Raw genomic sequence first — 19,469 nt, forward strand, 5'->3', positions numbered from 1 at the left:
GACCACGGCAAGACGACGCTGGTGGACGAACTTCTGAAGCAATCGGGCAGCTACCGCGCCGGACAGGCCGTCACCGAACGGGCGATGGATTCCAACGATCTGGAACGCGAACGAGGCATCACCATCCTGGCAAAGGCGACCTCGGTCGAATGGAAGGGCGCGCGCATCAACATCGTCGACACCCCCGGCCACGCCGATTTCGGTGGCGAGGTGGAACGCATCCTCAGCATGGTGGACGGTGTCTGCCTGCTGGTCGACGCCGCCGAAGGGCCGATGCCGCAGACGAAATTCGTCACCTCGAAAGCTCTGGCGCTGGGGCTGAAACCCATCGTCGTGCTGAACAAGGTCGACAAGCCCGCCGCCGAACCCGACCGCGCGCTGAACGAGGTCTTCGACCTCTTTGCCAACCTCGGCGCCAGCGACGAGCAACTCGATTTCCCGGTGCTTTATGCCAGCGGCATCAACGGCTGGGCGGATGCGGACCTCGACGGGCCGCGCAAGGACATGTCTGCCCTTTTTGACATGGTCATGCGCCATGTCGAACCGCCCAAACAACTGGCCGATATCGACAAGCCGTTCCGCATGCTGGCGACCACGCTGGGCTCGGACCCGTTCATCGGCCGCATCCTGACGGGCCGGGTCGAGGCCGGGCGGTTGACCGTCGGCACGTCGATCAAGGCGCTGAATCGGGCAGGCGAGCGCATCGAACAGTTCCGCGTGACAAAGATCCAGGCGTTTCGCGGCCTGACCATCCAGCCCATCGACGCGGCCGAGGCCGGCGACATCGTCACCATCGCGGGCATGACGAAGGCGACCGTGGCCGACACCCTCTGCGCGCTCGAGGTCGATACCGCCCTGCCCTCGCAGCCCATCGACCCGCCGACTATCTCGGTCACCTTCGGCATCAACGACAGCCCGCTGGCCGGGCGCGACGGGTCCAAGGTGCAAAGCCGCGTGATCCGCGAACGCCTGCTGAAAGAGGCCGAATCGAACGTGGCGATCCGGGTCGAGGACACACCGGGCGGTGACGCCTTTGTCGTCTCGGGCCGTGGCGAATTGCAGATGGGCGTGCTGATCGAGAACATGCGCCGCGAAGGCTTCGAACTGTCGATCTCGCGTCCGCGCGTGGTCTATCAGACCGGCGAGAACGGCGAGCGCCTGGAGCCGATCGAGGACGTCGTCATCGACGTCGACGACGAATACACCGGCGTGGTCATCGAGAAGCTGTCGGCCCGCAAGGCCGAACTGAAGGACATGGGCCCGTCGGGCGCCGGCAAGACCCGCCTGACGCTGAAGTCGCCGTCGCGCTCGCTGATCGGCTACCAGGGCGAGTTCCTGACCGACACGCGCGGTTCGGGCGTGCTGAACCGCGTGTTCAGCCACTATGAGCCGCACAAGGGCGCCATCGAGGGCCGTCTGAAGGGCGTGCTGGTCTCGAACGGCGACGGCGAGACCGCCGCCTTCGCCCTGTGGAACCTCGAGGACCGCGGCATCATGTTCGTCGGCGGCGGCGAGAAAACCTACCAGGGCATGATCATCGGCGAGAACGCCCGTTGGGACGACCTCGACGTCAACCCGATGAAGGCCAAGCAGCTGAACAACATCCGCGCCGCCGGCAAGGATGAAGCCGTGCGCCTGACCCCGCCGCGCCGTCCGTCGCTGGAGCAGGCCATCGCCTATATCGAGGAAGACGAACTGGTCGAGATCACGCCCAAGTCGATCCGCCTGCGCAAGGCCGTGCTGAACCCCTCGTTCCGCAAGAAGCGCGTCCGCGAAGAGTAAAAGCGGCGCGGGTCGCGCCTGAATCGGCCAATCCGGGCAGACCCAAGGTCATTTCGGGGCGGTCGAAACAAACGGTCACAGCGTGTGTTTGTCTGGTCGGTGCGAGCCCTTTTTGCTCGCGTAGACAAGGCAGACATCATGCGAAAGACCGCGCTCCTCACTGGCGTCGCCGGCCTGCTCCTCATGACCGCTCCCGCGTTCGCACAGGACAGCACGGCCGCGCAGACCCAGGAACCCGCCCCGGCTCCGGCCGCTGCGCCGGCCCAGCCCGCGGCTGAGCAGCCGACCCTGACCCTTCAGCCCGGCTCCGACGTCAAGGGTTCGGACGGGACCGTACTGGGTCAGCTGGAAGGCGCCCGCAACACTGAAGCCGGCCAGGAACTGACCGTGCGAGGGGCTGATGGTCAGCTGCGCGGCGTGCCGGTCTCCGGCGGTGTGCGTCAGGACGGCGAAGGCGTCGCCGTCGGCTGGACCAGCGCCCAGTTCGCCGCCGCCCCGTCGATCACGGACTCGGCGGCTGACGTAGCTGAACCGGCCGCTGCCCCGATGCCGCCGGCAGAAGCCGGCATGCCGCCGGCCGATGACTCGGGGGCACCGGCTCCCGGCGAAGGCCAGACGGCTGAGCCAGACGCCCCGGGCGCCTGATTACAGGGTAGCGAACAAGAAAAAGGGCGGCTCCGTGAGGAGCCGCCCTTCGTCGTTGCAGGCGATGGATCGCTTAAGCGCGACGCTTCACCAGTCCCAGAAGGAACAGCAGCAGGCAGGCGCCGAGGAAGGCGACCAGCAGCGTCATGACGTTGAAGCCGCCCACGGCCATGCCGAGGAACTGGCCGGCGATCCAGCCGCCGAGCAGGGCGCCGATGACGCCGACGATAAGGTTCGTCACCAGACCGTGGCTGCGGCCCATGACTTTTTCAGCGAGCCAGCCGGCGATGATGCCGATGATGATCCAGCCGATGATTCCCAAGCCCATAGTGTGTCTCCTGACATTCCCAAGCGCGATCGCTCTGTCGCGGTAATGCGCTGGTGCGGCAACGGTTGCGAATCCCGTCGCAAAACACTGCTCATCGACAATCCCCCGTCACGGGAGCGCGGCATGGTGCTTGCCACTTGAAGGGCGAGCCGTCCCGCTTCGGGACAGCCCGCCAACAAGGGGAAATGGGGCCATGGCCACCGATATTGACCTTCACCTGGGCCGCCGCCTGCGCCGTCGCCGGCGTCTTCTGGGCCTGACACAACAGCAGCTGGCCACCCAGGTCGGGATCCGCTTCCAGCAGATCCAGAAATACGAGTGCGGCGCCAATCGCATCTCGGCCGCGCGTCTGTGGCAGCTGTCCGAGGCGCTGGAGTCGCCCGTCAGCTATTTCTACGACGGTCTGGAAGAGGCCATCGAACGCAAGGAGGCGGCCAACCAGGGCGGCGAGATGTTTTCCCGCAAGGAAACGCTCGACCTGATCCAGGCCTATTACCAGCTGGGCGAGCGTCCGCGCCGCCGCCTGCTGGACCTGGCCAAGTCGCTGCACGCCGAGGGCGACGCGGCGTGAGAGGGATGAGGGTCGAGGGATGAGGGTCGAGGAGTCTGGCGATTGTTGCACCGATCGCTTGACTCGCCCCTCGCCCCTCGCCACTCGCCCCTCCCATGACCGAGTATGAACTGTTCGCCGTCGATCTGGCCCGCGAGGCCGCCCGCGTCTCCCTGCCCTATTTCCGCGGCGCGTATGAGGAGGCGGACAAGGGCGGCCCCGGCGCCTTCGATCCGGTCACCCAGGCCGACCGCGAGGCCGAGGCGGCGATCCGCAGCCTGATCGCGGCCCGCTATCCCGATCATGGGGTCATCGGCGAGGAGTATGGCGAGGACCGGCCGGACGCCGACCATGTCTGGATTCTCGACCCCATCGACGGCACACGCGCCTTCATCGCCGGCCTGCCGCTCTGGACCAATCTGATCGCCCTGCGCGCCGAAGGCCGGCCGACCGTCGGCATCATCGGCCAGCCCTATCTCGACGAGATCTTCCTCGGCGGCCCGTCGGGCGCGCGCCTGCTCAAGGGCGGGAGGGAAGCGCCGCTGGCCGTACGGCCCTGCCCCCGTCTGACCGACGCCGTCATCGCCACCACCGACGCGGACCTGTTCACGGGCGCGGAGCTCGGGGCCTGGACCCAGGTGCGCGCCGCCGCCCGCCTCGCCCGTATGGGCTGCGACGCCTATGCCTACGCCATGCTGGCCGCGGGCCGGATCGATCTGGTGGCCGAGAGCGGACTGAAGGTCTGGGACTGGTCGGCCCTCGTCCCCGTCATTGAAGCGGCCGGCGGTGAGGTCACCAACTGGCGCGGCGAGACGCCGGACGGGAACGGGCAGATCCTCGCCGTGGGCGATGCGGGCATCCGTGAGCAGGCGCTGATCACATTGCGAAGAGCGGCCCTCTAGATCCCGCCCGGTTCAGGCTGCCTCGTTGGGCTCGGACTCGTTGGCGGGTTCGGGCGTAGCGGGGACCACCATCGGCGACAGGTCCTCGACCGGAGAGATATAGGCGCCCATGGCGTCAAACTCGTCGAGGAAGACCGCGCGCATGTCGTCGGCCTCCATGATGATCTCGTGTTTGGCCCCCGGAATCTCGACATAGCGGCCGCGACCGAGCCGTTTGGCGGCCCATTTGTTTGTCTGTTTCCAGACGCGGTCGTCCTCCGCTGCCTGAACGATGGCGACGGGGATGCGCACCGCCTTGAGCGCCTTGGGCTTCAGCGAGCGTTCGCCGGCGTCCAGGGCAAAGGCCAGCCAGCCCCAGGTCGGGCCGCCGACCGCCAGGTGCGGGCAGGCGTAGAGCTGCTGCCGCCACTGTTCATAGCGGCTCTCGTCCGAGGTCAGGGCGTCCTTCTCGAAGGTGTGGTCGAACGGATCGTCGGCGTCGTCGAGCACATAGTCGCCGGCCTTGCCGTGGCGCAGGTTCCAGCGGACAGCCAGTTTGACGGACCACATCGACCGTTTGCCGGTCTTGATGCGCAGCATGGGGCTGGACAGGATGGCGCCGGCGACCCGGCTCTCGCCGCCCTGCAGGGTCATCAGGTTCAGCGTGCCGCCCATGGAGTGACCGACCATGACCCAGGGCTTGGGCGCGCGGCCCTCCCAGGCGTCGAGCAGGCGGGCGTAGTCGTCGAGGAACTCCTCGACCGCCCGGGCATGGCCTTTCAGGCGATCCGGCAGCAGGCGGGCCGACAGGCCCTGTCCCCGCCAGTCGTGGGCCAGCACACACCAGCCGCGGGCGAGGAAATTGCCGATGACCTCGAAATATTTCTCGATCGGCTCGGTGCGGCCGGGGCTGACGATCACGGTGCCGCGCGGCTTCTTCGCCACCAGGGTCGAGGGCGTCCAGAAGGCGGCCCGCAGGCGCAGGCCGCCGGCGCCGCGGAACCATTCGCCCACGCCGCCCGGAGGCGCGGACGCACCCGGGACCCCCATCAAGGGCGCATTGGCGGCATAGGCGGCGGCTCGGTTCACTCTGGCTTCCTGAATCTCAAGGTCATGCGGTCACTCTCTCCGATCGCGTCATACTTCGACCGATCAAAGTTCGGATTCGGCGGCGAACCGCGCGGCGCGGTCAGTCCCATGGGCGGGAGGGTCTCGACGCCGAACGGATGATCCTTGGTATCCCTTTCATTCGCGTTGATTTCCGAGGCGGCGACAAAGGCGAAGCCCGCTTCCGCCGCCAGCTGTTTCACAAATGCCTCCTGAACGTATCCGTTCGCCGCGGCGGGGTCCTGATCCTCTTCCGGACCCAGACGATGTTGCTCGATGCCCAGCACCCCGCCGGGACGCAGGGCGGCATAGGCGTCGGCGAAGGCCTTCTCGGCGATTCCGGCCGCCATCCACGCATGAATGTTGCGCATGAACAGGACCATGTCGGCCGTGCCCGCCACAGTGACCGGACCTGACGTCGGGCCGAAGGCGGAAAGTTCGATCTCTCCGTACAGCCGGCGATCGTTGGTGAACCGCTGCTGGAAGGCCGCCATCAGCGCCACCTGGGACGGATCGGCCCCCGGGCCGGTCTGGAAGCCCGCGGCGACGTATTTGCCCGAGCCCTCGGCCAGATAGGGCGCGAGGATTTCCGTCCACCAGCCGCTGCCCGGCCAGAACTCGACCACCGTCATGCGCGGCTGGAGACCAAAGAAGCGCAGCGTCTCCATCGGATGCCGGGCTGCGTCGCGAACCTTGTCCTGTGCGCGCCAGGGACCGGTGACCGCCCATTCCAGCGAGCCCTGGGGAGGGCCGTCCGGAGTCGGGGGCGGCTCGGCGGTCTTTTCCTGGCGGCCACAGGCGGCGAGACCCGTCAGCGTCAGTGCCGCAGCGCCGGCCAATACGCCCCGGCGCGACAACGGCAGTCGCTTTTCGTGTCTCAAATTGCTCATCCAGTTCCTCTGGAGGCCGATGCTGCACGTTTCAGACCAGCCGCCCGAGGGCTGGGCTTAACCCTGTTCACAAGCCCGGTCAAAACCGTTGCTGGCAGGAGCGGACGTCATCCCGGCTTGCGGAAACGCAGCGTCATGCGGTCGCTTTCACCGATCGCATCATACTCGGCGCGTTCAGCCTCGGTCAGGGGGGTGGGCCGGTCGGTGGCATTGTTGGCGCGCGGGGCGCTGGTCCGGACCGGCGGCAGGGTCCAGACGCCGTAAGGATGGTCACGATCATCCCTGGGGTTGGCGTTCAGCTCGCTGCGGGCCTCAAGCACGAAGCCGGCGGCCTGTGCGACGCGGATGATATGGCTTTCCGGCATATAGCCCGTCGGGGCGGTGACGTCGGGGTTCAGGCCGTCCTCGCTGCGGTGCTGTTCGATCGCCAGAACGCCACCGGGTTTCAGCGCCTTGAAGAAGGCGGCCAGGAAGGCGTCAGTCCGGCCGGCGCGATGCCAGTTGTGGAAGGCACGGGCGACCAGGACCATGTCGGCGCTCCCGTCCTCGACGCCCATGCTCTCCAGCGGCTGGTTGACCGCGACATAGGTTCCGCCGGTGGCCTCGGCATAGGGCTGCAGGATGGCGGTCCACCAGCCGGCGCGACCGGGCTGGATCTCCACGACCGTCGATCCCGGGGTCAGGCCCCAGAAGGTCAGGCTTTCGAACGGGCGGCGGTAGACGTCGCGGGCCACATCGGCGGCGGGACGGGCGGCGGAGCCAATGGCCGCCTGCAGCGCCGTGTCCTCCTGCAACACGGGCGGGGTCATGGCGGCCCGGCGGACCGTGCGCTCCGCCGGGGATTCATCCAGCGTCGGCATGGCGGGCAGGTTCTGGGCCGCGGCCAGGGCCGGCAAGGCCAGTGCGGTCGTCATGACAAGGGCGAGCAGGCGCATTTTAAGGTCTCCCGGGCGAGTTTCCGGCGAACCCTAAGGCCTCCGGGGCGGGGAGCAAGCCATGACGACCGACAGGCGACAGATTGGCGCGGACGTGGCGCCCCTTGACGGTTTCGCAGCACTTCCCACATCGGCTCCGAGGCCGCCGATTTCGGGGCCTCCAGACCGGACGGGGCCGATCATCGGGTCGACCGGGCTGAACTCCCACCGCCGGTCCGGGCACCAAACCGCGGGACCGGTTCAACCTTGCTGATCCTCAGGAGGATGACCCATGCGTACCTATGATTTCACCCCGCTGTACCGCTCCGCCGTCGGCTTCGACCGTCTCGCCGGACTGCTGGAAAGCGCCGCGCGCACCAGTCAGGAAAGCGGCTGGCCGCCCTATAATATCGAGACCACGGGCGAGAACGCCTACCGGATCGAGATCGCGGTCGCCGGCTTCAAGCCCGACGAACTGACCCTCGAGGTCAAGGAGAACCTGCTCACCGTCACCGGTCGCAAGACGGCCAATGACGATGCGGGCGCCGAGCGGACCTATCTGCATCGCGGCCTGGCCGAGCGCGACTTCGAGCGCCGGTTCCAGCTGGCTGACTATGTCGTGGTCAAGAGCGCCGATCTGGCCGATGGCCTGCTGTCGGTCGACCTGGTCCGCGAACTGCCCGAGGCGCTGAAGCCGCGCCGGATCGAGATCAACACCGCTCAGCGGCTGATCGAGGGCAAGAAGTCCAAGGCGGCCTGAGACCTCACATAGCCCGCCTCAAGCAGCGAGCCACCGCGAGGCGAGTGCAGGCGAACAACCAGGAGGGGCGGCGTTCGCGTCGCCCCTTTTTCGTGCGCGGGATCAGGCGGCGATGTCGGCCTGGGCTTCGATGGCGCGGCGCTGCTCCTCGCTCAGGGCACCGGGGTCGATCCGGGCGCCGGAAAAATCGGCCCCGTCCACCCGGACGCCATCCAGCACCGCGCCCTCGAGACGGGCGAAGCGCAGGCTGGCCTCGACCAGAATGACCGGCATCGAGCGATCCTTGCCGAGCGCCAGGGGCCCCAGATTGGCGCCGCGGAGGTCGGCCTTGTTCAGCAGGACGCCGTTCAGGCGCGCGCCCCGGAGGTCCGCCCCGCGCAGATCGCAGCCGCGCAGGTCCGACCCTTCAAGGCCCGCGCCCTGAAGGCCGACGCCCCTGAGGTCCATGCCGGCGAGACAGGCCTGTCTGGCGCTGAGCCCGGGCAGCTTCAGACCCTTCAGGCGATCCCCTAGAGGACGAAGATCCTCGCCGTCGAACATCGCCGGCTGGCCGAAGACGCCGCCGCTTTCGGCCCAGGCATTGGCGTCCAGCGCGCGCTCCGCCAGCCCGTCGGCGCGAGACCGGGCGTCGGAGCTCGGACTGCGCAGGGCGCCGGTCATGTCGGCGCGGCTGGTGTCGGCGCGCTCGACGGCCACCCCGGTCAGGATCGCCCCCATGAGCCGCGCGCCTTCCAGATTGCAGCCGTCGACGGACGCGTCCTCCAGCATGGCGCCGGTCAGATTGGCTTCCTTGAGATTGGCCTTGGTCAGCATGGCGCCGCGCATGGAGCAGTCGGTGAAGTCTGCCTTCATGGCGGTGATGCCATCCAGATGGCCGCCGTCGAGGGTGGCGCCGGCGAAGGTCGCGCCATCGGCGATGCCTTGCCGGGTCTCATGCCTGATCGCCGCCAGCCCCTTGGTGGCATGGGGCACGGCGATGACGCCTTCACGGAAGTCGGCGCGGGTGAGATCGGCGTTCATCAGGCTGGCGCCGCGGAGGCAGGCGCCGCGAAGGTCCGCCCGGACCAGCTGGGCGCCGGTGAAGTCCGCGCCCCTGAGATCAGCGCAGAACAGCACAGCGCCGTTCATCCGGGCCCCGACGAGTTTGGCGTTTTCCAGGGCGCAGCCGGTGAAGTCTGCCTCGGACAGATTGCGGCCCGAGAGGTCCAGCCCGTTGAGATCAACGAATTTGAGCATCAGCCGGCGGCCGCCGGGACGACCCTCGACCAGGCGCTCATGCGCCGCGACGAACATATCCAAGTCGCCCTGGGAAAGAGCCCTTCGAACAAAGGTCATGCGACCGCATCCATCGTCTCGAGGCCGCGCACCCCGCTTGTGATCGCGCCGGTCAGGACGGCCTGGCGCACGCTGGTTCCGAACATCACCGCCCGGGAAAGGTCCGCGCCGATCATGATCGCCCGATTGAGGTCCGCGCCGGACAGGTCGGTCCCCCGCAGGCAGGCGCCGGTCAGGTCGGCGGGCAGCAGCCGCTCGGAGGTGATCATCAACGGCCCCAGCTGCGCTCCGCGCAGATCCGCACCGTTCAACCGGGCTCTCGCCAGCCGGGCCCCGCGCAGGTCGGCGCCCTTAAGATTGACGGAGCGCAGATCGGCATCCTCAAGGTGGGCGCCCTGAAGCTGGACCCCCTCCATGTCGAGGCCGTAGAAGACCGCTCCGCGCGCTGACAGCGCCGTCAGATTGTAGCCACGGATCGAGCGCAGCGCCCGCAGATCGACACCGTCGAAGACCGAGGGCCGGCCCTCGGCGCCGCCGGTCTCGCACCACTGGGCATGCTCGGCCAGCATTTCGGCGGCGGGCATCTTGCCGACCGGGCTGCCGGAGGATCGCTCATCGGTCAGGGCCCCGGTCATATTGGCCCCGTCCGTTCGCCACATGGCGGCCTTGACGCCGACCAGGACGGCGTCGCGGAGATCGGCCCCGGAGAGATCAGCGCCCGACAGGTCGGCCCCGGACAGGTCGGCGCCGCGGAAGCTGGCCTGTTTCAGGTTGGCCCGGACCATCTTGCAGTCCTTCATGATGGCGTCGGAGAAATCCGCCGCCACGGCCACGATCCCGGTCAGTTTGGAGCGTTCGAGGTTCGCCCCGGCGAGACAGGCGCCCTGGGCCTCGGTCTCGTTGCGCGACTTGGCCTCGACAATCTTGAAGCCCAGTTTGGCGTCGGCAGAGGCGATCGTGCCTTCGCGCAGGTCGGCCTCGAACAGATCGGCTCCGGTCAGGTCCGCTCCGCGCAGACAGGCGCCGCGCAGGTCGGTGCGGCGCAGGCTGGCGTCAACCAACAAGCAGTCCTGCATGTCCGCGCCGAAGAAGGTGGCATTGTCCAGCTTGGCGCCCGACAGGTCCGTCCCGATCAGGCTGGCGGCGGCGAAGTCCGCGTCAGCGAGGTTGCGGCCCTTGAGCGAAAGACCCGATAGGTCGAGCCAGGCGAGGACCGCGCGGGCGCCGCCCGGCTTGGCCTGCCACAGGCGGTCGTGCCGGGCGCAGATGGCGTCCAGCTCCGATTGATTGATGCGCCTTCTGGCGGCCGTTGGGACGGTATTCTCCGACATGATCCCGATATGGCACGGCGGCGCTTAAGGAAGCGTTTGTGGGAACTGGTGAGTTGGGAGTGATCAGTGGCTAGTGGCTGGCCAACAGTTGTGCGACGGCACGGACTGCGCCGCCCTTCCGCCGCCGACGAGGCCGGCTATCACTAATCACTCGCCACTGATCACTCGCCACCCGGCCGGTGTCAGAGGGTCAGAAGCCCCTGTTCCGCCAGCGCGTCCGCCAGTTCGCCGGGACTGACCCAGACACGGGTATAGCCGGCCTCGCCGAGGCGCTTCAGTTCGGTGGTCAGGTCGGCCTTGGCCGAGGCGGCGAAACGGGCGTCGTAGCCGGCCCCGTCGGCGGCGATCCGGACCATGGGTCGGCCCGTCTCGACCCGGTGCAGATAGCCTTCGTAGAGGACCGCCGCCTCGGCCGCGAGCAGGCCCGTCTCGACCTGCAGTCCGGCCTTTTTCAGCCGCTCGACGCCGCGCCCCGAGGCGAAGGGCGAAGGATCGACCGCGGCCACCACGACCCGGCTGATCCCCGCGTCCATCAGGAAATGGGAGCAGGAGGTGCGGCCCGAGGACCGGGCGCCGCAGGGTTCCATGGTGACATAGGCCGTAGCGCCGCGCGCGCGATCGCCGGCGGCCGGCGCGGCCTGTTCCTCGGCGTGAGGGCGACCGCCCGGCGCGGTGGCGGCCTCGGCGACGACCTCACCGTTTTTGACGATCACGCATCCCACCGCCGGATTTGGCCAGGTCTGGCCCATCCGGTCCTTGGCCAGGGCGATGGCCCGGCCCATGAAGCGGATGTCGTCAGAGGCCTGCTGCGGCGTGGTCATTCACCCGCTCCCAGCGGCGGCAGTTCCGTCGCGCGCGCCGCGTCCAGATAGCGGGCGGCGACGGGCCTGAGCGAGGCGTCGAGATCGATCTCGAGCGGATTGCCGGTCGGAATCTCGACCCCGACGATCCGGTCGTCGGGCACGCCGAACAGATGTTTGACGATGGCCCGAAGGGAATTGCCGTGGGCGGCGATCAGCACATCCTCTCCGGCCTTCAGGCGCGGGGCGATAGCTTCGTCCCAATAGGGAAGCACCCGATCGAGGGTGGTCTTGAGGCTTTCCGTATCGGGGATGGTCTGGCCGGCGTAACGGGGGTCGCCGGCGAAATCCCACTCGCCGCCCGGCGCGAGCGGCGGGGGCGGGATGTCATAGCTGCGGCGCCAGATCAGGACCTGGTCCTCGCCGTGGGTCGCCGTCGTCTCGGCCTTGTTCAGGCCGGTCAGGCCGCCGTAGTGCCGCTCGTTCAGCCGCCAGTCGTTGATCACCGGCACATCCCGCAGCCCGGCGGCATCCAGAGCCAGGGCGCCCGTCCGCGTCGCCCGCTTCAGCACCGAGGTGAACATGACCGACGGCCGGAAGCCGGCCGCGGCGAGCTGTTCGCCGGCGCGCCGGGCCTGGGCCTCGCCCTCGGCGGTCAGATCGACGTCGACCCAGCCCGTGAACCGGTTGTCGAGGTTCCATTGGCTCTGGCCGTGGCGCAGCAGGATCAGGCGGGGCATTCAGGTCTCCGGACAATCTGTCTGGGGGTAGGACCGGCGGGCGCGTGGGTCAAGACGAGCCCGGCACGGCGATCCGGCGGAGCCATGCCGGCGGCGGGGCGTTGTTGTCCGCGCGGCGCACGGCGCCCTATAGCCAAGCTACAAACCCCATCTTCCAAGGCTCCCGATGCAAAAGCCCCGCTCCGACCTGCGTTCCAACACCGCCGATTATGAGACCACGCCGCTGGTCAAGGCGACCGGGTTTCGCGAATACGACGCGCGGTGGATCCTGGAGAAGGAGATCAATCTTCTCGGCATTCAAGCCCTTGGTCTGGGGCTGGCGACCTATGTCCACGAGATCGGCCAGACCCCCCGGATCGTGGTCGGCCACGACTTCCGCTCCTACTCCCTGTCGGTGAAACAGGCGCTGATGCTCGGCCTGCTGGAAGGCGGGATGGAGGTGCTGGACATCGGCCTGGCCCTGTCGCCGACGGCCTATTTCGCCCAGTTCGCGCTCGACGCGCCTTGCGTGGCCATGGTCACGGCCAGCCACAACGAGAACGGCTGGACCGGGGTCAAGATGGGGGCCAATCCGCCGCTGACCTTCGGCCCCGACGAGATCGGGCGGCTGAAGGACATCGTGCTGAACGGCGAAGGCGTGGGCCGGCCGGGCGGGAGCCTGACCCGCGTGGACGGTTTCCGCGAACGCTATCTGGAGGAGATCACGGCGAAGGTGAAGCTGAGCCGGCCGATCAAGGTCGTGGCCGCCTGCGGCAACGGCACCGCCGGGGCCTTCGCGCCCGAGGCCCTGCGCCGTATGGGGGCCGAGGTCATCGAGATGGACACCGACCTCGACTGGACCTTCCCCAAATACAATCCGAACCCGGAAGATCACGCCATGCTGATGCAGATGGCGGCGCGGGTGCGCGAGACGGGGGCCGAGCTGGCGCTGGGCTTTGACGGCGACGGCGACCGTTGCGGCGTGGTCGACGACACGGGCGAGGAGATCTATGCCGACAAGATCGGTCTGATGCTGGGCCGCGACCTGTCGGCCTTGCATGCCAACGCCACCTTCGTCGTCGATGTGAAGTCGACCGGCCTGTACAAGACCGACGAGGTGCTCAAGGCGAACGGCGCCGACGTCGTCTACTGGAAGACCGGGCACAGCTATATCAAGCGCAAGACCGCCGAACTGGGGGCCCTGGCCGGGTTCGAGAAATCGGGCCATTTCTTCTTCAATGCGCCGATCGGTCGGGGATACGACGACGGCATCGTGGCGGCAGGGGCTATCCTGGCCATGCTGGACCGCAATCCGGGCAAGACCCTGTCGCAGCTGAAGGGCGCCCTGCCCGATGCCTGGACCTCCATGACCATGTCGCCGCACTGCGACGACGAGCTGAAGTATGAGGTGCTGGAACGGATCGTGGCCGAGTATCAGGCCCTGGCGGATGCCGGCGGCTCGATCCTGGGACGCAAAATCGTCGAGGCGATCACTGTCAACGGGGTGCGGGTGCACCTGGAGGACGGGTCCTGGGTGCTGGTGCGCGCCTCGTCCAACAAGCCGGAGCTGGTGGTGGTGGTCGAGAGCATGCGCTCCGACGCCGACATGCGCGCACTGTTCCGTGAAGAGGTGAAGCCGCGGCTGGCCAAATACCCGGAGATCGGGGCCTATAATCAGGAACTCTGAAGGGATCGACGGGGGACGGGTGGCCAAAGGCGTGCAGCCGGTCGTGATCGTGGGCGGCGGATTCTCCGGCGCCATGCTGGCGGCCAGGGTGGCGAAGCGCGGCGTCGCCTGCAGCCTGATCGACCGCACGGGGACCTTCGGGCCGGGCCTGGCCTATTCGACGCCGTTCGATGGGCATCTGCTCAATGTGCGCTCCGACCGGATGAGTGCGGTGGATGACACGCCGGGCGATTTCGTTGAGTGGCTGCGAGCCAACTGTCCGAAACATGCGGACCCGGATGGTTTCGCGCCGCGCAGGCTTTATGGCGAATATCTGCAGCACCGGCTGAGCGCAGCGCGGATGGCGCATCCCGGGATGATCGAGCTCGTCACCGGCGAGGTCGCGGGTGTTGAGGGCGATGGCGTCCGCCTGTCCGATGGACGGGTCATCCCGGCGGGCGCCGTGGTGCTGGCGACCGGCAACCCGGCGCCCAGGACGGCCGGGCGCGGGTCGCGTCGGATCATCGCGGACCCCTGGGCCCTGACCGCGCTGGAACGGATCGGGGCCGAAGACGCGGTGATCATTCTAGGATCGGGCCTGACCATGGTGGACATGATCCTGTGGCTGGACGCGACGGGTCGCAAGGGCCGGATCACGGCCCTGTCCCGACGCGGCCTCACGCCTCGTGTGCACGGCTCCGGTCACGACGCTCCGACGCCGCCGACCGAAGCGCTGCTGACCGGCTGCCTGTCGGACCGGCTGGGGGAGGCCCGACGGCTGGCTTCGGCCGGCGGCTGGCGCGGCGTGATGGAGGGGTTGCGCCCGGTCACGGCGCGGCTCTGGACCGGGGCGGACGCGAAGACCCGCGCTCGCTGGCTTCGGCATCTGCGTCCGTGGTGGGATGTCCACCGCCACCGCATTCCAGCCGGCATCGACGAGACCATGAACCGGTTGCAGGCCGTCGGCCGTCTCAGCATCGTCGCGGGCCGGGTTGAGCGGATCGAGACCGACGCCGGGGGTGTGACGCTGCACTGGCATCCGCGGGACGGTTCAGGCCGGTCGCCGGTCGCCGGCCAATGGCTGATCGACTGCACCGGTCCCGGTCATGCGGCGGATGAAGATCCCCTGACCGGGCCGCTGATCAAGGCCGGCCGCGCACGGCTCGAACCCCTGGGCATCGGTCTTGATCTGGACGCGGAGGGGCGGCTGCTGAGCGCCGTTGGGTCGCCCGACGCCCGGCTGTTCGTGCTGGGACCGCCGGCGCGCGCGGCCTTTTGGGAAACGACCGCCGTGCCGGATATCCGCAAGCGGATCGAAGGGCTGGCGGACCGGCTGGCGGACCTTCAGACCAGCGCGAGCAGATAGATCAGGGCCAGGGCCAGTCCGAGCAGGGCCAGCAGCGACAGGATCACCACCGCGGCGATGCGGACGCCCGACCGGGCCACCGCCCGCGCATCGGTGCTGAGGCCGAGCGCAGCCATGGACAGGGCGGTCAGGACTTTTGCCGTGTCAGCCATGACCGGCACGGCGGCGGCCGGGATCAGGCCGGTCGAACGCGCGGCCATCATCAGCAGGAAGCCGATGATGAACCACGGGATCAGCTGGTGGATCGCGACACCGCTCCGGGGGGCCGCGACGGCTTCGCCCTCGCGACGGCGGACCGCCATGAGGATGGCGAGCACCAGACAGACGGGCCCCAGCATCAGGACCCGGACCAGTTTGATCAGCGTCCCGGCCTGGTTGGCCACCGCGCCGACCGGCAGGGTGGCCGCCAGCACCTGGGGCACGGCATAGACGGTTAGTCCGGCGAGCACGCCGTAGCGGACGTCGGTCAATTGCAAGGCCGCGCCGAGCAGGGGCAGCAGCAGGACCACCGCCACGCCCAGCACGGCGGTGAAGGCGATGGCGGCGGAGACGTCCTTGGCCTCGGCGTCTACCACCGGGGCGACGGCGGCGATGGCGGAGTTGCCACAGATGGCGTTGCCGCAGGCGATCAGCACCGCCATCCGGGGCGGCAGGCGCAGCAGCCGCCCGATCCCGTAGCTGATGGCCAGGGCGAGGACCACGACCACGGCGGTGCCCGCCAGCAGGCCGGGTCCGATGGCGATGACCGTCGCGGCGCTGACCGAGGCGCCCAGCAGGACCACGGCGATCTCGAGCAGGGTGCGGGCGCTGAACTCGATGCCGGAACGCAGGACCTCGGGCGGGGTCCAGACGCTGCGGATCGCGGCGCCGATGAGGATGGCCAGCACGATGGCGTCAATCCATCCGCGCCCGAACAGCCGCACCTCCAGGACCTGGACGGCGACCGCCGCCAGGGCGACCGCCACGCAGACGATCAGGCCGGGTATCAGGGACAGTGCGCCGGTAAGGCGGGCGGGAATCATCGGGGGAGATTGCGCCGGTCCGGCGGCGGGTTCCATCCTTGAGTCAGGAGCCTGACCCGGCCGCCTTCACCGCCGCGACGACATCGGCCACCACCGACTTGACCAGCTTCGCGTCGTCGCCCTCGGCCATGACGCGGATCAGCTTCTCGGTGCCCGAGGGCCGAACCAGCAACCGGCCGACGCCCGCGAGACGCGCCTCGGCGTCGGCGATGGCGGCCTTGACCCCTGCGCTCTCCAGCGGCCTGCCCGAGGTGTAGCGTACGTTCTCCAGCTTCTGGGGCACGGTGTCGAACTGTTTGGCCAGTTCGCTCATCGGGCGGCCGCTCTCGACCAGCACGGCCAGGACCTGAAGCGCCGACATCAGGCCGTCGCCGGTGGTGGCGTGGTCGTGCAGGATGATGTGGCCGGACTGTTCCCCGCCGAGGTTGAAGCCGCCCTCGCGCATACGCTCCATGACATAGCGGTCGCCAACCTTGGTCCGCTCCAGGGTCAGGCCGGCGGCGTTCAATGCCCGCTCCAGACCCAGATTCGACATGACGGTGGCGACCACGCCGCCTCCGACCAGCAGGCCGCGGCGGGCCCAGTCCAGGGCGACCAGGGCCATGATCTGGTCGCCGTCCACGACCTTGCCCTTCTCGTCGCAGATGATGACCCGGTCGGCGTCGCCGTCGAGGGCGATGCCGATGTCGGCGCGGTAGCGTTTGACCGCCTCGGCCAGGGTCTCGGGATGGGTCGAGCCGCAGTCCGCATTGATGTTCAGGCCGTTGGGCTCGACGCCGACGGCGCAGACCTCGGCCCCCAGCTCATAGAGGGTGGTCGGGGCGACCCGGTAGCCGGCGCCGTTGGCGCAGTCGATGGCGATCCGAAGGCCCTGCAGGCTGAGGCCCTTGGGAAAGCTGGCCTTGGCGATCTCGACATAACGGGCCTGGGCATCGTCGATGCGCTTGACCCGACCCAGGGCGTCGGGCGGGGCCAGATCGGCGTCCAGCGCCTGATCCATCATCGATTCAATCTTCAGCTCGACCGCATCCGACAGCTTGTAACCGTCCGGACCGAACAGTTTGATGCCGTTGTCGAGGTAGGAGTTGTGTGAGGCCGAGATCATCACGCCGATGTCGGCCCGCATCGAGCGGGTCATCATGGCGACGCCCGGCGTCGGCAGAGGACCGAAGGTGCGCACATCCATACCGGCGGACGAAAAGCCGGCCACCAGGGCCGGCTCGATCATGTAGCCCGAAAGGCGTGTGTCCTTGCCGATCACCACCAGATGGCGGCGATTGTCGGACGACATGAACAGACGGCCGGCCGCGAGGCCGACGCGGAGCGCCACTTCGGGCGTCATCGGATGCGTATTGGCCCGACCGCGGATGCCGTCCGTCCCGAAATATCTACGTTCGCCCAAAACGTGGTTCCTTTTCAGAAGCAGGGCCGCAGAAATGTTGCGAAACCGCTTTTCAAGTGTAAATCCCGAGCATTCTCGCATACATCGCGCCGAACGGGACGGTGACTTAGACTGTCCGGGGGACGTGCGCAAAGCACGTGGATTCAGTTTTCAGGGATATTCGTCCATGTGCGGCATCATCGGTGTGACGGGCGTCGGCCCGGCGGTTCCCCGGCTGATCGACAGCCTGAAGCGGCTGGAGTACCGGGGCTATGACTCGGCCGGCGTCGCGGCTCTTGTCGACGGTCGCATCGAGCGCCGCCGCGCCAAGGGCAAGATCCGCGAGTTGGAAGCCGTGCTGCTGGCCGAGCCGCTGGCCGCCACGATCGGCATCGGCCACACCCGCTGGGCCACCCACGGCGCCCCGACCACCGCCAACGCCCATCCGCACAAGGCGGGTCGCGTGGTTCTGGTCCACAACGGCATCATCGAGAATTTCGCCGAACTGAAGGCCGAGCTGGCCGTCGAGGGTCGCACCTTCGAGAGCCAGACCGACACCGAGGTGGTCGCCCATTTGCTGGACCGTGCGCTGGAGACGGCCAACGACCCGCTCGTCGCGTTCAAGAGCGTGCTGGACCGGCTGACCGGGGCCTATGCGCTGGCCGTGCTGGTCGAGGGCGAGGAAGGCCTGATCATGGGGGCCCGGCGCGGCAGCCCCCTGGTGGTCGGATGGGGCGACGGCGAGATGTATCTGGGTTCTGACGCCCTGGCCGTCGGCCCCTTCACCACCGAGATCTCCTATCTGGAAGAAGGCGACTATGTCGGCATCGACCGGAGCGGCGCCCGAATGTTCGACGTTGACGGCGCCCCGGTCGAGCGCCCGGTTGTCCAGGTCTCGGCCTCCTCGGCCATGGTCGAGAAGGGCGAGTACCGGCATTTCATGGAGAAGGAGATCCATGAGCAGCCGGACAGCGTCCAGCGCACACTGTCTCACTACCTCGACTTCGTGAACGGCAAGGCCAGGACCGACGCCGCCGATTTCACCGCCATAGACCGTATACAGATCATTGCCTGCGGCACCGCCTTCTATGCCGGCCAGATCGGCCGCTACGCCTTTGAGCGGCTGGCGGGCCTGCCGTGCGACGTCGAGATCGCGTCCGAGTTCAGGTACCGGAACCCGGCGCTGACGCCCGGCACCCTGGCCGTCGCCGTCAGCCAGTCGGGCGAGACCGCCGACACCCTCGCCAGCCTGTCATGGTGCAAGGCTTCCGGCCTGAAGACCGCGGCCCTGGTCAATGTCCACACCTCGTCGATGGCGCGCGAGGCGGGGCATCTGTGGCCGACCCATGCGGGTCCCGAGATCGGGGTGGCCTCGACCAAGGCTTTCACCGCCCAGGTCGCAGCCCTGCTCGCCCTCGCGGTCTCCGCCGGGGTCCAGCGCGGGCGTATCGACGCCCCGACCGAGGCCGAGCTGGTCAAGGCCCTGTTCGAATCACCGCGCCTGATCGCCGAGGCCATGGGGATGGAAGACGAGCTGAAGGCCGTCGCCCACGACATATCGAAAGCCACCGACGTGCTGTTCCTCGGCCGCGGCGCCATGTTCCCGCTGGCCATGGAAGGGGCGCTGAAGCTGAAGGAGATCAGCTACATCCACGCCGAGGGCTATGCCGCCGGCGAGCTGAAGCACGGGCCGATCGCCCTGGTCGATGAGCTGACGCCGATCGTCGCCCTGGCCCCGCTGGACGATGTGTTCGAGAAGACCGCCTCCAATCTGCAGGAGGTCGCCGCGCGCGGCGGACCGGTGATCATGATCGCGCCGAAGTCCGCGCCTGATCCGCACGGCGCCGGCATCCGCCGCGTCGATGCGCCCGAGTGCCATTCCCTGATCGCGCCGCTGATCTACGCCATCCCCGTGCAGCTGCTGGCCTATTACACGGCGGTCCAGAAGGGCACGGACGTCGACCAGCCGCGCAATCTGGCGAAGTCGGTGACGGTGGAGTGATCGCATCCCGGCGCGAATGCGTTAGGCTGACGCCTCTCGCCGATCAGGAT

The 19,469-nt window shown here is 68.3% G+C and carries 18 protein-coding genes; 8 read left to right on the top strand and 10 right to left on the bottom strand.

Features of this window, described 5'->3' with window-relative positions:
* The coding region (typA, locus tag B3E43_RS01395) for a translational GTPase TypA (protein WP_292026103.1) at positions 1 to 1,782 on the top strand (1,782 nt) is incomplete at its 5' end.
* A 138-nt stretch (positions 1,783 to 1,920) separates the two neighbouring features.
* The gene (locus tag B3E43_RS01400) at positions 1,921 to 2,427 is read left to right on the top strand and encodes a superoxide dismutase (RefSeq protein WP_292026104.1); all 507 of its coding nucleotides are present in this window, start codon (positions 1,921 to 1,923) and stop codon (positions 2,425 to 2,427) included.
* Positions 2,428 to 2,500: 73 nt separating this feature from the next.
* On the opposite strand, the gene B3E43_RS01405 is transcribed toward B3E43_RS01400, so the two are convergent.
* Positions 2,501 to 2,755, bottom strand: a complete 255-nt coding sequence (locus B3E43_RS01405) for a GlsB/YeaQ/YmgE family stress response membrane protein (protein WP_292026105.1) — start codon at positions 2,753 to 2,755, stop codon at positions 2,501 to 2,503.
* A 193-nt stretch (positions 2,756 to 2,948) separates the two neighbouring features.
* Here B3E43_RS01405 and B3E43_RS01410 point away from each other — a divergent pair, with 193 nt between their 5' ends.
* Both B3E43_RS01410 and hisN read left to right on the top strand, forming a co-directional pair.
* A complete protein-coding gene (locus tag B3E43_RS01410; protein WP_292026106.1) occupies positions 2,949 to 3,326 on the top strand; it encodes a helix-turn-helix domain-containing protein in 378 nt (125 codons plus the stop codon).
* Positions 3,327 to 3,421: 95 nt separating this feature from the next.
* Complete coding sequence (gene hisN / locus B3E43_RS01415; RefSeq protein WP_292026107.1) at positions 3,422 to 4,207, top strand: histidinol-phosphatase; 786 nt, start codon at positions 3,422 to 3,424, stop codon at positions 4,205 to 4,207.
* A 12-nt stretch (positions 4,208 to 4,219) separates the two neighbouring features.
* Here the strand turns inward: hisN and B3E43_RS01420 are convergent, their stop codons facing one another.
* From B3E43_RS01420 to B3E43_RS01430, 3 genes are all read right to left on the bottom strand, one after another.
* A complete protein-coding gene (locus tag B3E43_RS01420) occupies positions 4,220 to 5,275 on the bottom strand; it encodes an alpha/beta hydrolase (protein ID WP_292026108.1) in 1,056 nt (351 codons plus the stop codon).
* Positions 5,272 to 6,183, bottom strand: coding sequence for a class I SAM-dependent methyltransferase (locus tag B3E43_RS01425; protein WP_292026109.1), 912 nt, complete (start codon positions 6,181 to 6,183; stop codon positions 5,272 to 5,274). The genes B3E43_RS01420 and B3E43_RS01425 overlap by 4 nt, the downstream gene beginning before the upstream one ends.
* 107 nt (positions 6,184 to 6,290) lie before the next feature.
* On the bottom strand, positions 6,291 to 7,118 hold the full coding sequence (locus B3E43_RS01430) for a class I SAM-dependent methyltransferase (protein ID WP_292026110.1): 828 nt from the start codon (positions 7,116 to 7,118) through the stop codon (positions 6,291 to 6,293).
* 271 nt (positions 7,119 to 7,389) lie between these two features.
* Between B3E43_RS01430 and B3E43_RS01435 the strand changes: the two genes are divergently transcribed.
* On the top strand, positions 7,390 to 7,857 hold the full coding sequence (locus B3E43_RS01435) for an Hsp20 family protein (RefSeq protein ID WP_292026111.1): 468 nt from the start codon (positions 7,390 to 7,392) through the stop codon (positions 7,855 to 7,857).
* 102 nt (positions 7,858 to 7,959) lie between these two features.
* Here B3E43_RS01435 and B3E43_RS01440 read toward each other — a convergent pair whose 3' ends face one another.
* From B3E43_RS01440 to gpmA, 4 genes are all read right to left on the bottom strand, one after another.
* Positions 7,960 to 9,192 (bottom strand): pentapeptide repeat-containing protein, encoded by a 1,233-nt coding sequence (locus B3E43_RS01440; RefSeq protein ID WP_292026112.1) that lies wholly within the window; start codon positions 9,190 to 9,192, stop codon positions 7,960 to 7,962.
* Entirely contained in the window at positions 9,189 to 10,463 is a 1,275-nt protein-coding gene (locus B3E43_RS01445; protein WP_292026113.1) for a pentapeptide repeat-containing protein, read from the bottom strand. The genes B3E43_RS01440 and B3E43_RS01445 overlap by 4 nt, the downstream gene beginning before the upstream one ends.
* A gap of 182 nt (positions 10,464 to 10,645) precedes the next feature.
* Complete coding sequence (ribD, locus tag B3E43_RS01450; protein ID WP_292026114.1) at positions 10,646 to 11,284, bottom strand: bifunctional diaminohydroxyphosphoribosylaminopyrimidine deaminase/5-amino-6-(5-phosphoribosylamino)uracil reductase RibD; 639 nt, start codon at positions 11,282 to 11,284, stop codon at positions 10,646 to 10,648.
* Entirely contained in the window at positions 11,281 to 12,003 is a 723-nt protein-coding gene (gene gpmA, locus B3E43_RS01455) for a 2,3-diphosphoglycerate-dependent phosphoglycerate mutase (protein ID WP_292026115.1), read from the bottom strand. The genes ribD and gpmA overlap by 4 nt, the downstream gene beginning before the upstream one ends.
* Positions 12,004 to 12,169: 166 nt before the next feature.
* On the opposite strand from gpmA, the gene B3E43_RS01460 reads away from it, so the two are divergent.
* Positions 12,170 to 13,669 (top strand): phosphomannomutase/phosphoglucomutase, encoded by a 1,500-nt coding sequence (locus B3E43_RS01460; RefSeq protein WP_292026116.1) that lies wholly within the window; start codon positions 12,170 to 12,172, stop codon positions 13,667 to 13,669.
* Positions 13,670 to 13,688: 19 nt separating this feature from the next.
* Positions 13,689 to 15,014, top strand: a complete 1,326-nt coding sequence (locus B3E43_RS01465; RefSeq protein ID WP_292026117.1) for an FAD/NAD(P)-binding protein — start codon at positions 13,689 to 13,691, stop codon at positions 15,012 to 15,014.
* Here the strand turns inward: B3E43_RS01465 and B3E43_RS01470 are convergent.
* Positions 14,993 to 16,072 carry a YeiH family protein gene (locus B3E43_RS01470; RefSeq protein ID WP_292026118.1) on the bottom strand — a complete coding sequence of 360 codons (1,080 nt, stop codon included), beginning with the start codon at positions 16,070 to 16,072 and terminating at the stop codon, positions 14,993 to 14,995. The genes B3E43_RS01465 and B3E43_RS01470 overlap by 22 nt on opposite strands.
* 7 nt (positions 16,073 to 16,079) lie before the next feature.
* Positions 16,080 to 17,438: a phosphoglucosamine mutase gene (gene glmM, locus B3E43_RS01475; protein WP_292026119.1), complete on the bottom strand. Its 1,359-nt coding sequence runs from the start codon at positions 17,436 to 17,438 to the stop codon at positions 16,080 to 16,082.
* Between the two features lie 166 nt (positions 17,439 to 17,604).
* Between glmM and glmS the strand changes: the two genes are divergently transcribed.
* Positions 17,605 to 19,419 carry a glutamine--fructose-6-phosphate transaminase (isomerizing) gene (gene glmS / locus B3E43_RS01480; RefSeq protein ID WP_292026120.1) on the top strand — a complete coding sequence of 605 codons (1,815 nt, stop codon included), beginning with the start codon at positions 17,605 to 17,607 and terminating at the stop codon, positions 19,417 to 19,419.
* The last annotated feature ends 50 nt before the right edge of the window (positions 19,420 to 19,469 follow it).

Source organism: Brevundimonas sp. UBA2416 (assembly GCF_002343105.1).
Classification (GTDB): domain Bacteria; phylum Pseudomonadota; class Alphaproteobacteria; order Caulobacterales; family Caulobacteraceae; genus Brevundimonas.

Coding starts and splice junctions, on each gene's coding strand:
- B3E43_RS01400 (WP_292026104.1), top strand. CDS start 1,921: ATGCGAAAGACCGCGCTCCTCACTGGCGTCGCCGGCCTGCTCCTCATG.
- B3E43_RS01435 (WP_292026111.1), top strand. CDS start 7,390: ATGCGTACCTATGATTTCACCCCGCTGTACCGCTCCGCCGTCGGCTTC.
- B3E43_RS01445 (WP_292026113.1), bottom strand. CDS start 10,463: ATGTCGGAGAATACCGTCCCAACGGCCGCCAGAAGGCGCATCAATCAA.
- B3E43_RS01440 (WP_292026112.1), bottom strand. CDS start 9,192: ATGACCTTTGTTCGAAGGGCTCTTTCCCAGGGCGACTTGGATATGTTC.
- B3E43_RS01430 (WP_292026110.1), bottom strand. CDS start 7,118: ATGCGCCTGCTCGCCCTTGTCATGACGACCGCACTGGCCTTGCCGGCC.
- B3E43_RS01405 (WP_292026105.1), bottom strand. CDS start 2,755: ATGGGCTTGGGAATCATCGGCTGGATCATCATCGGCATCATCGCCGGC.
- gpmA (WP_292026115.1), bottom strand. CDS start 12,003: ATGCCCCGCCTGATCCTGCTGCGCCACGGCCAGAGCCAATGGAACCTC.
- B3E43_RS01410 (WP_292026106.1), top strand. CDS start 2,949: ATGGCCACCGATATTGACCTTCACCTGGGCCGCCGCCTGCGCCGTCGC.
- B3E43_RS01470 (WP_292026118.1), bottom strand. CDS start 16,072: ATGGAACCCGCCGCCGGACCGGCGCAATCTCCCCCGATGATTCCCGCC.
- glmS (WP_292026120.1), top strand. CDS start 17,605: ATGTGCGGCATCATCGGTGTGACGGGCGTCGGCCCGGCGGTTCCCCGG.
- hisN (WP_292026107.1), top strand. CDS start 3,422: ATGACCGAGTATGAACTGTTCGCCGTCGATCTGGCCCGCGAGGCCGCC.
- ribD (WP_292026114.1), bottom strand. CDS start 11,284: ATGACCACGCCGCAGCAGGCCTCTGACGACATCCGCTTCATGGGCCGG.
- B3E43_RS01425 (WP_292026109.1), bottom strand. CDS start 6,183: ATGAGCAATTTGAGACACGAAAAGCGACTGCCGTTGTCGCGCCGGGGC.
- B3E43_RS01460 (WP_292026116.1), top strand. CDS start 12,170: ATGCAAAAGCCCCGCTCCGACCTGCGTTCCAACACCGCCGATTATGAG.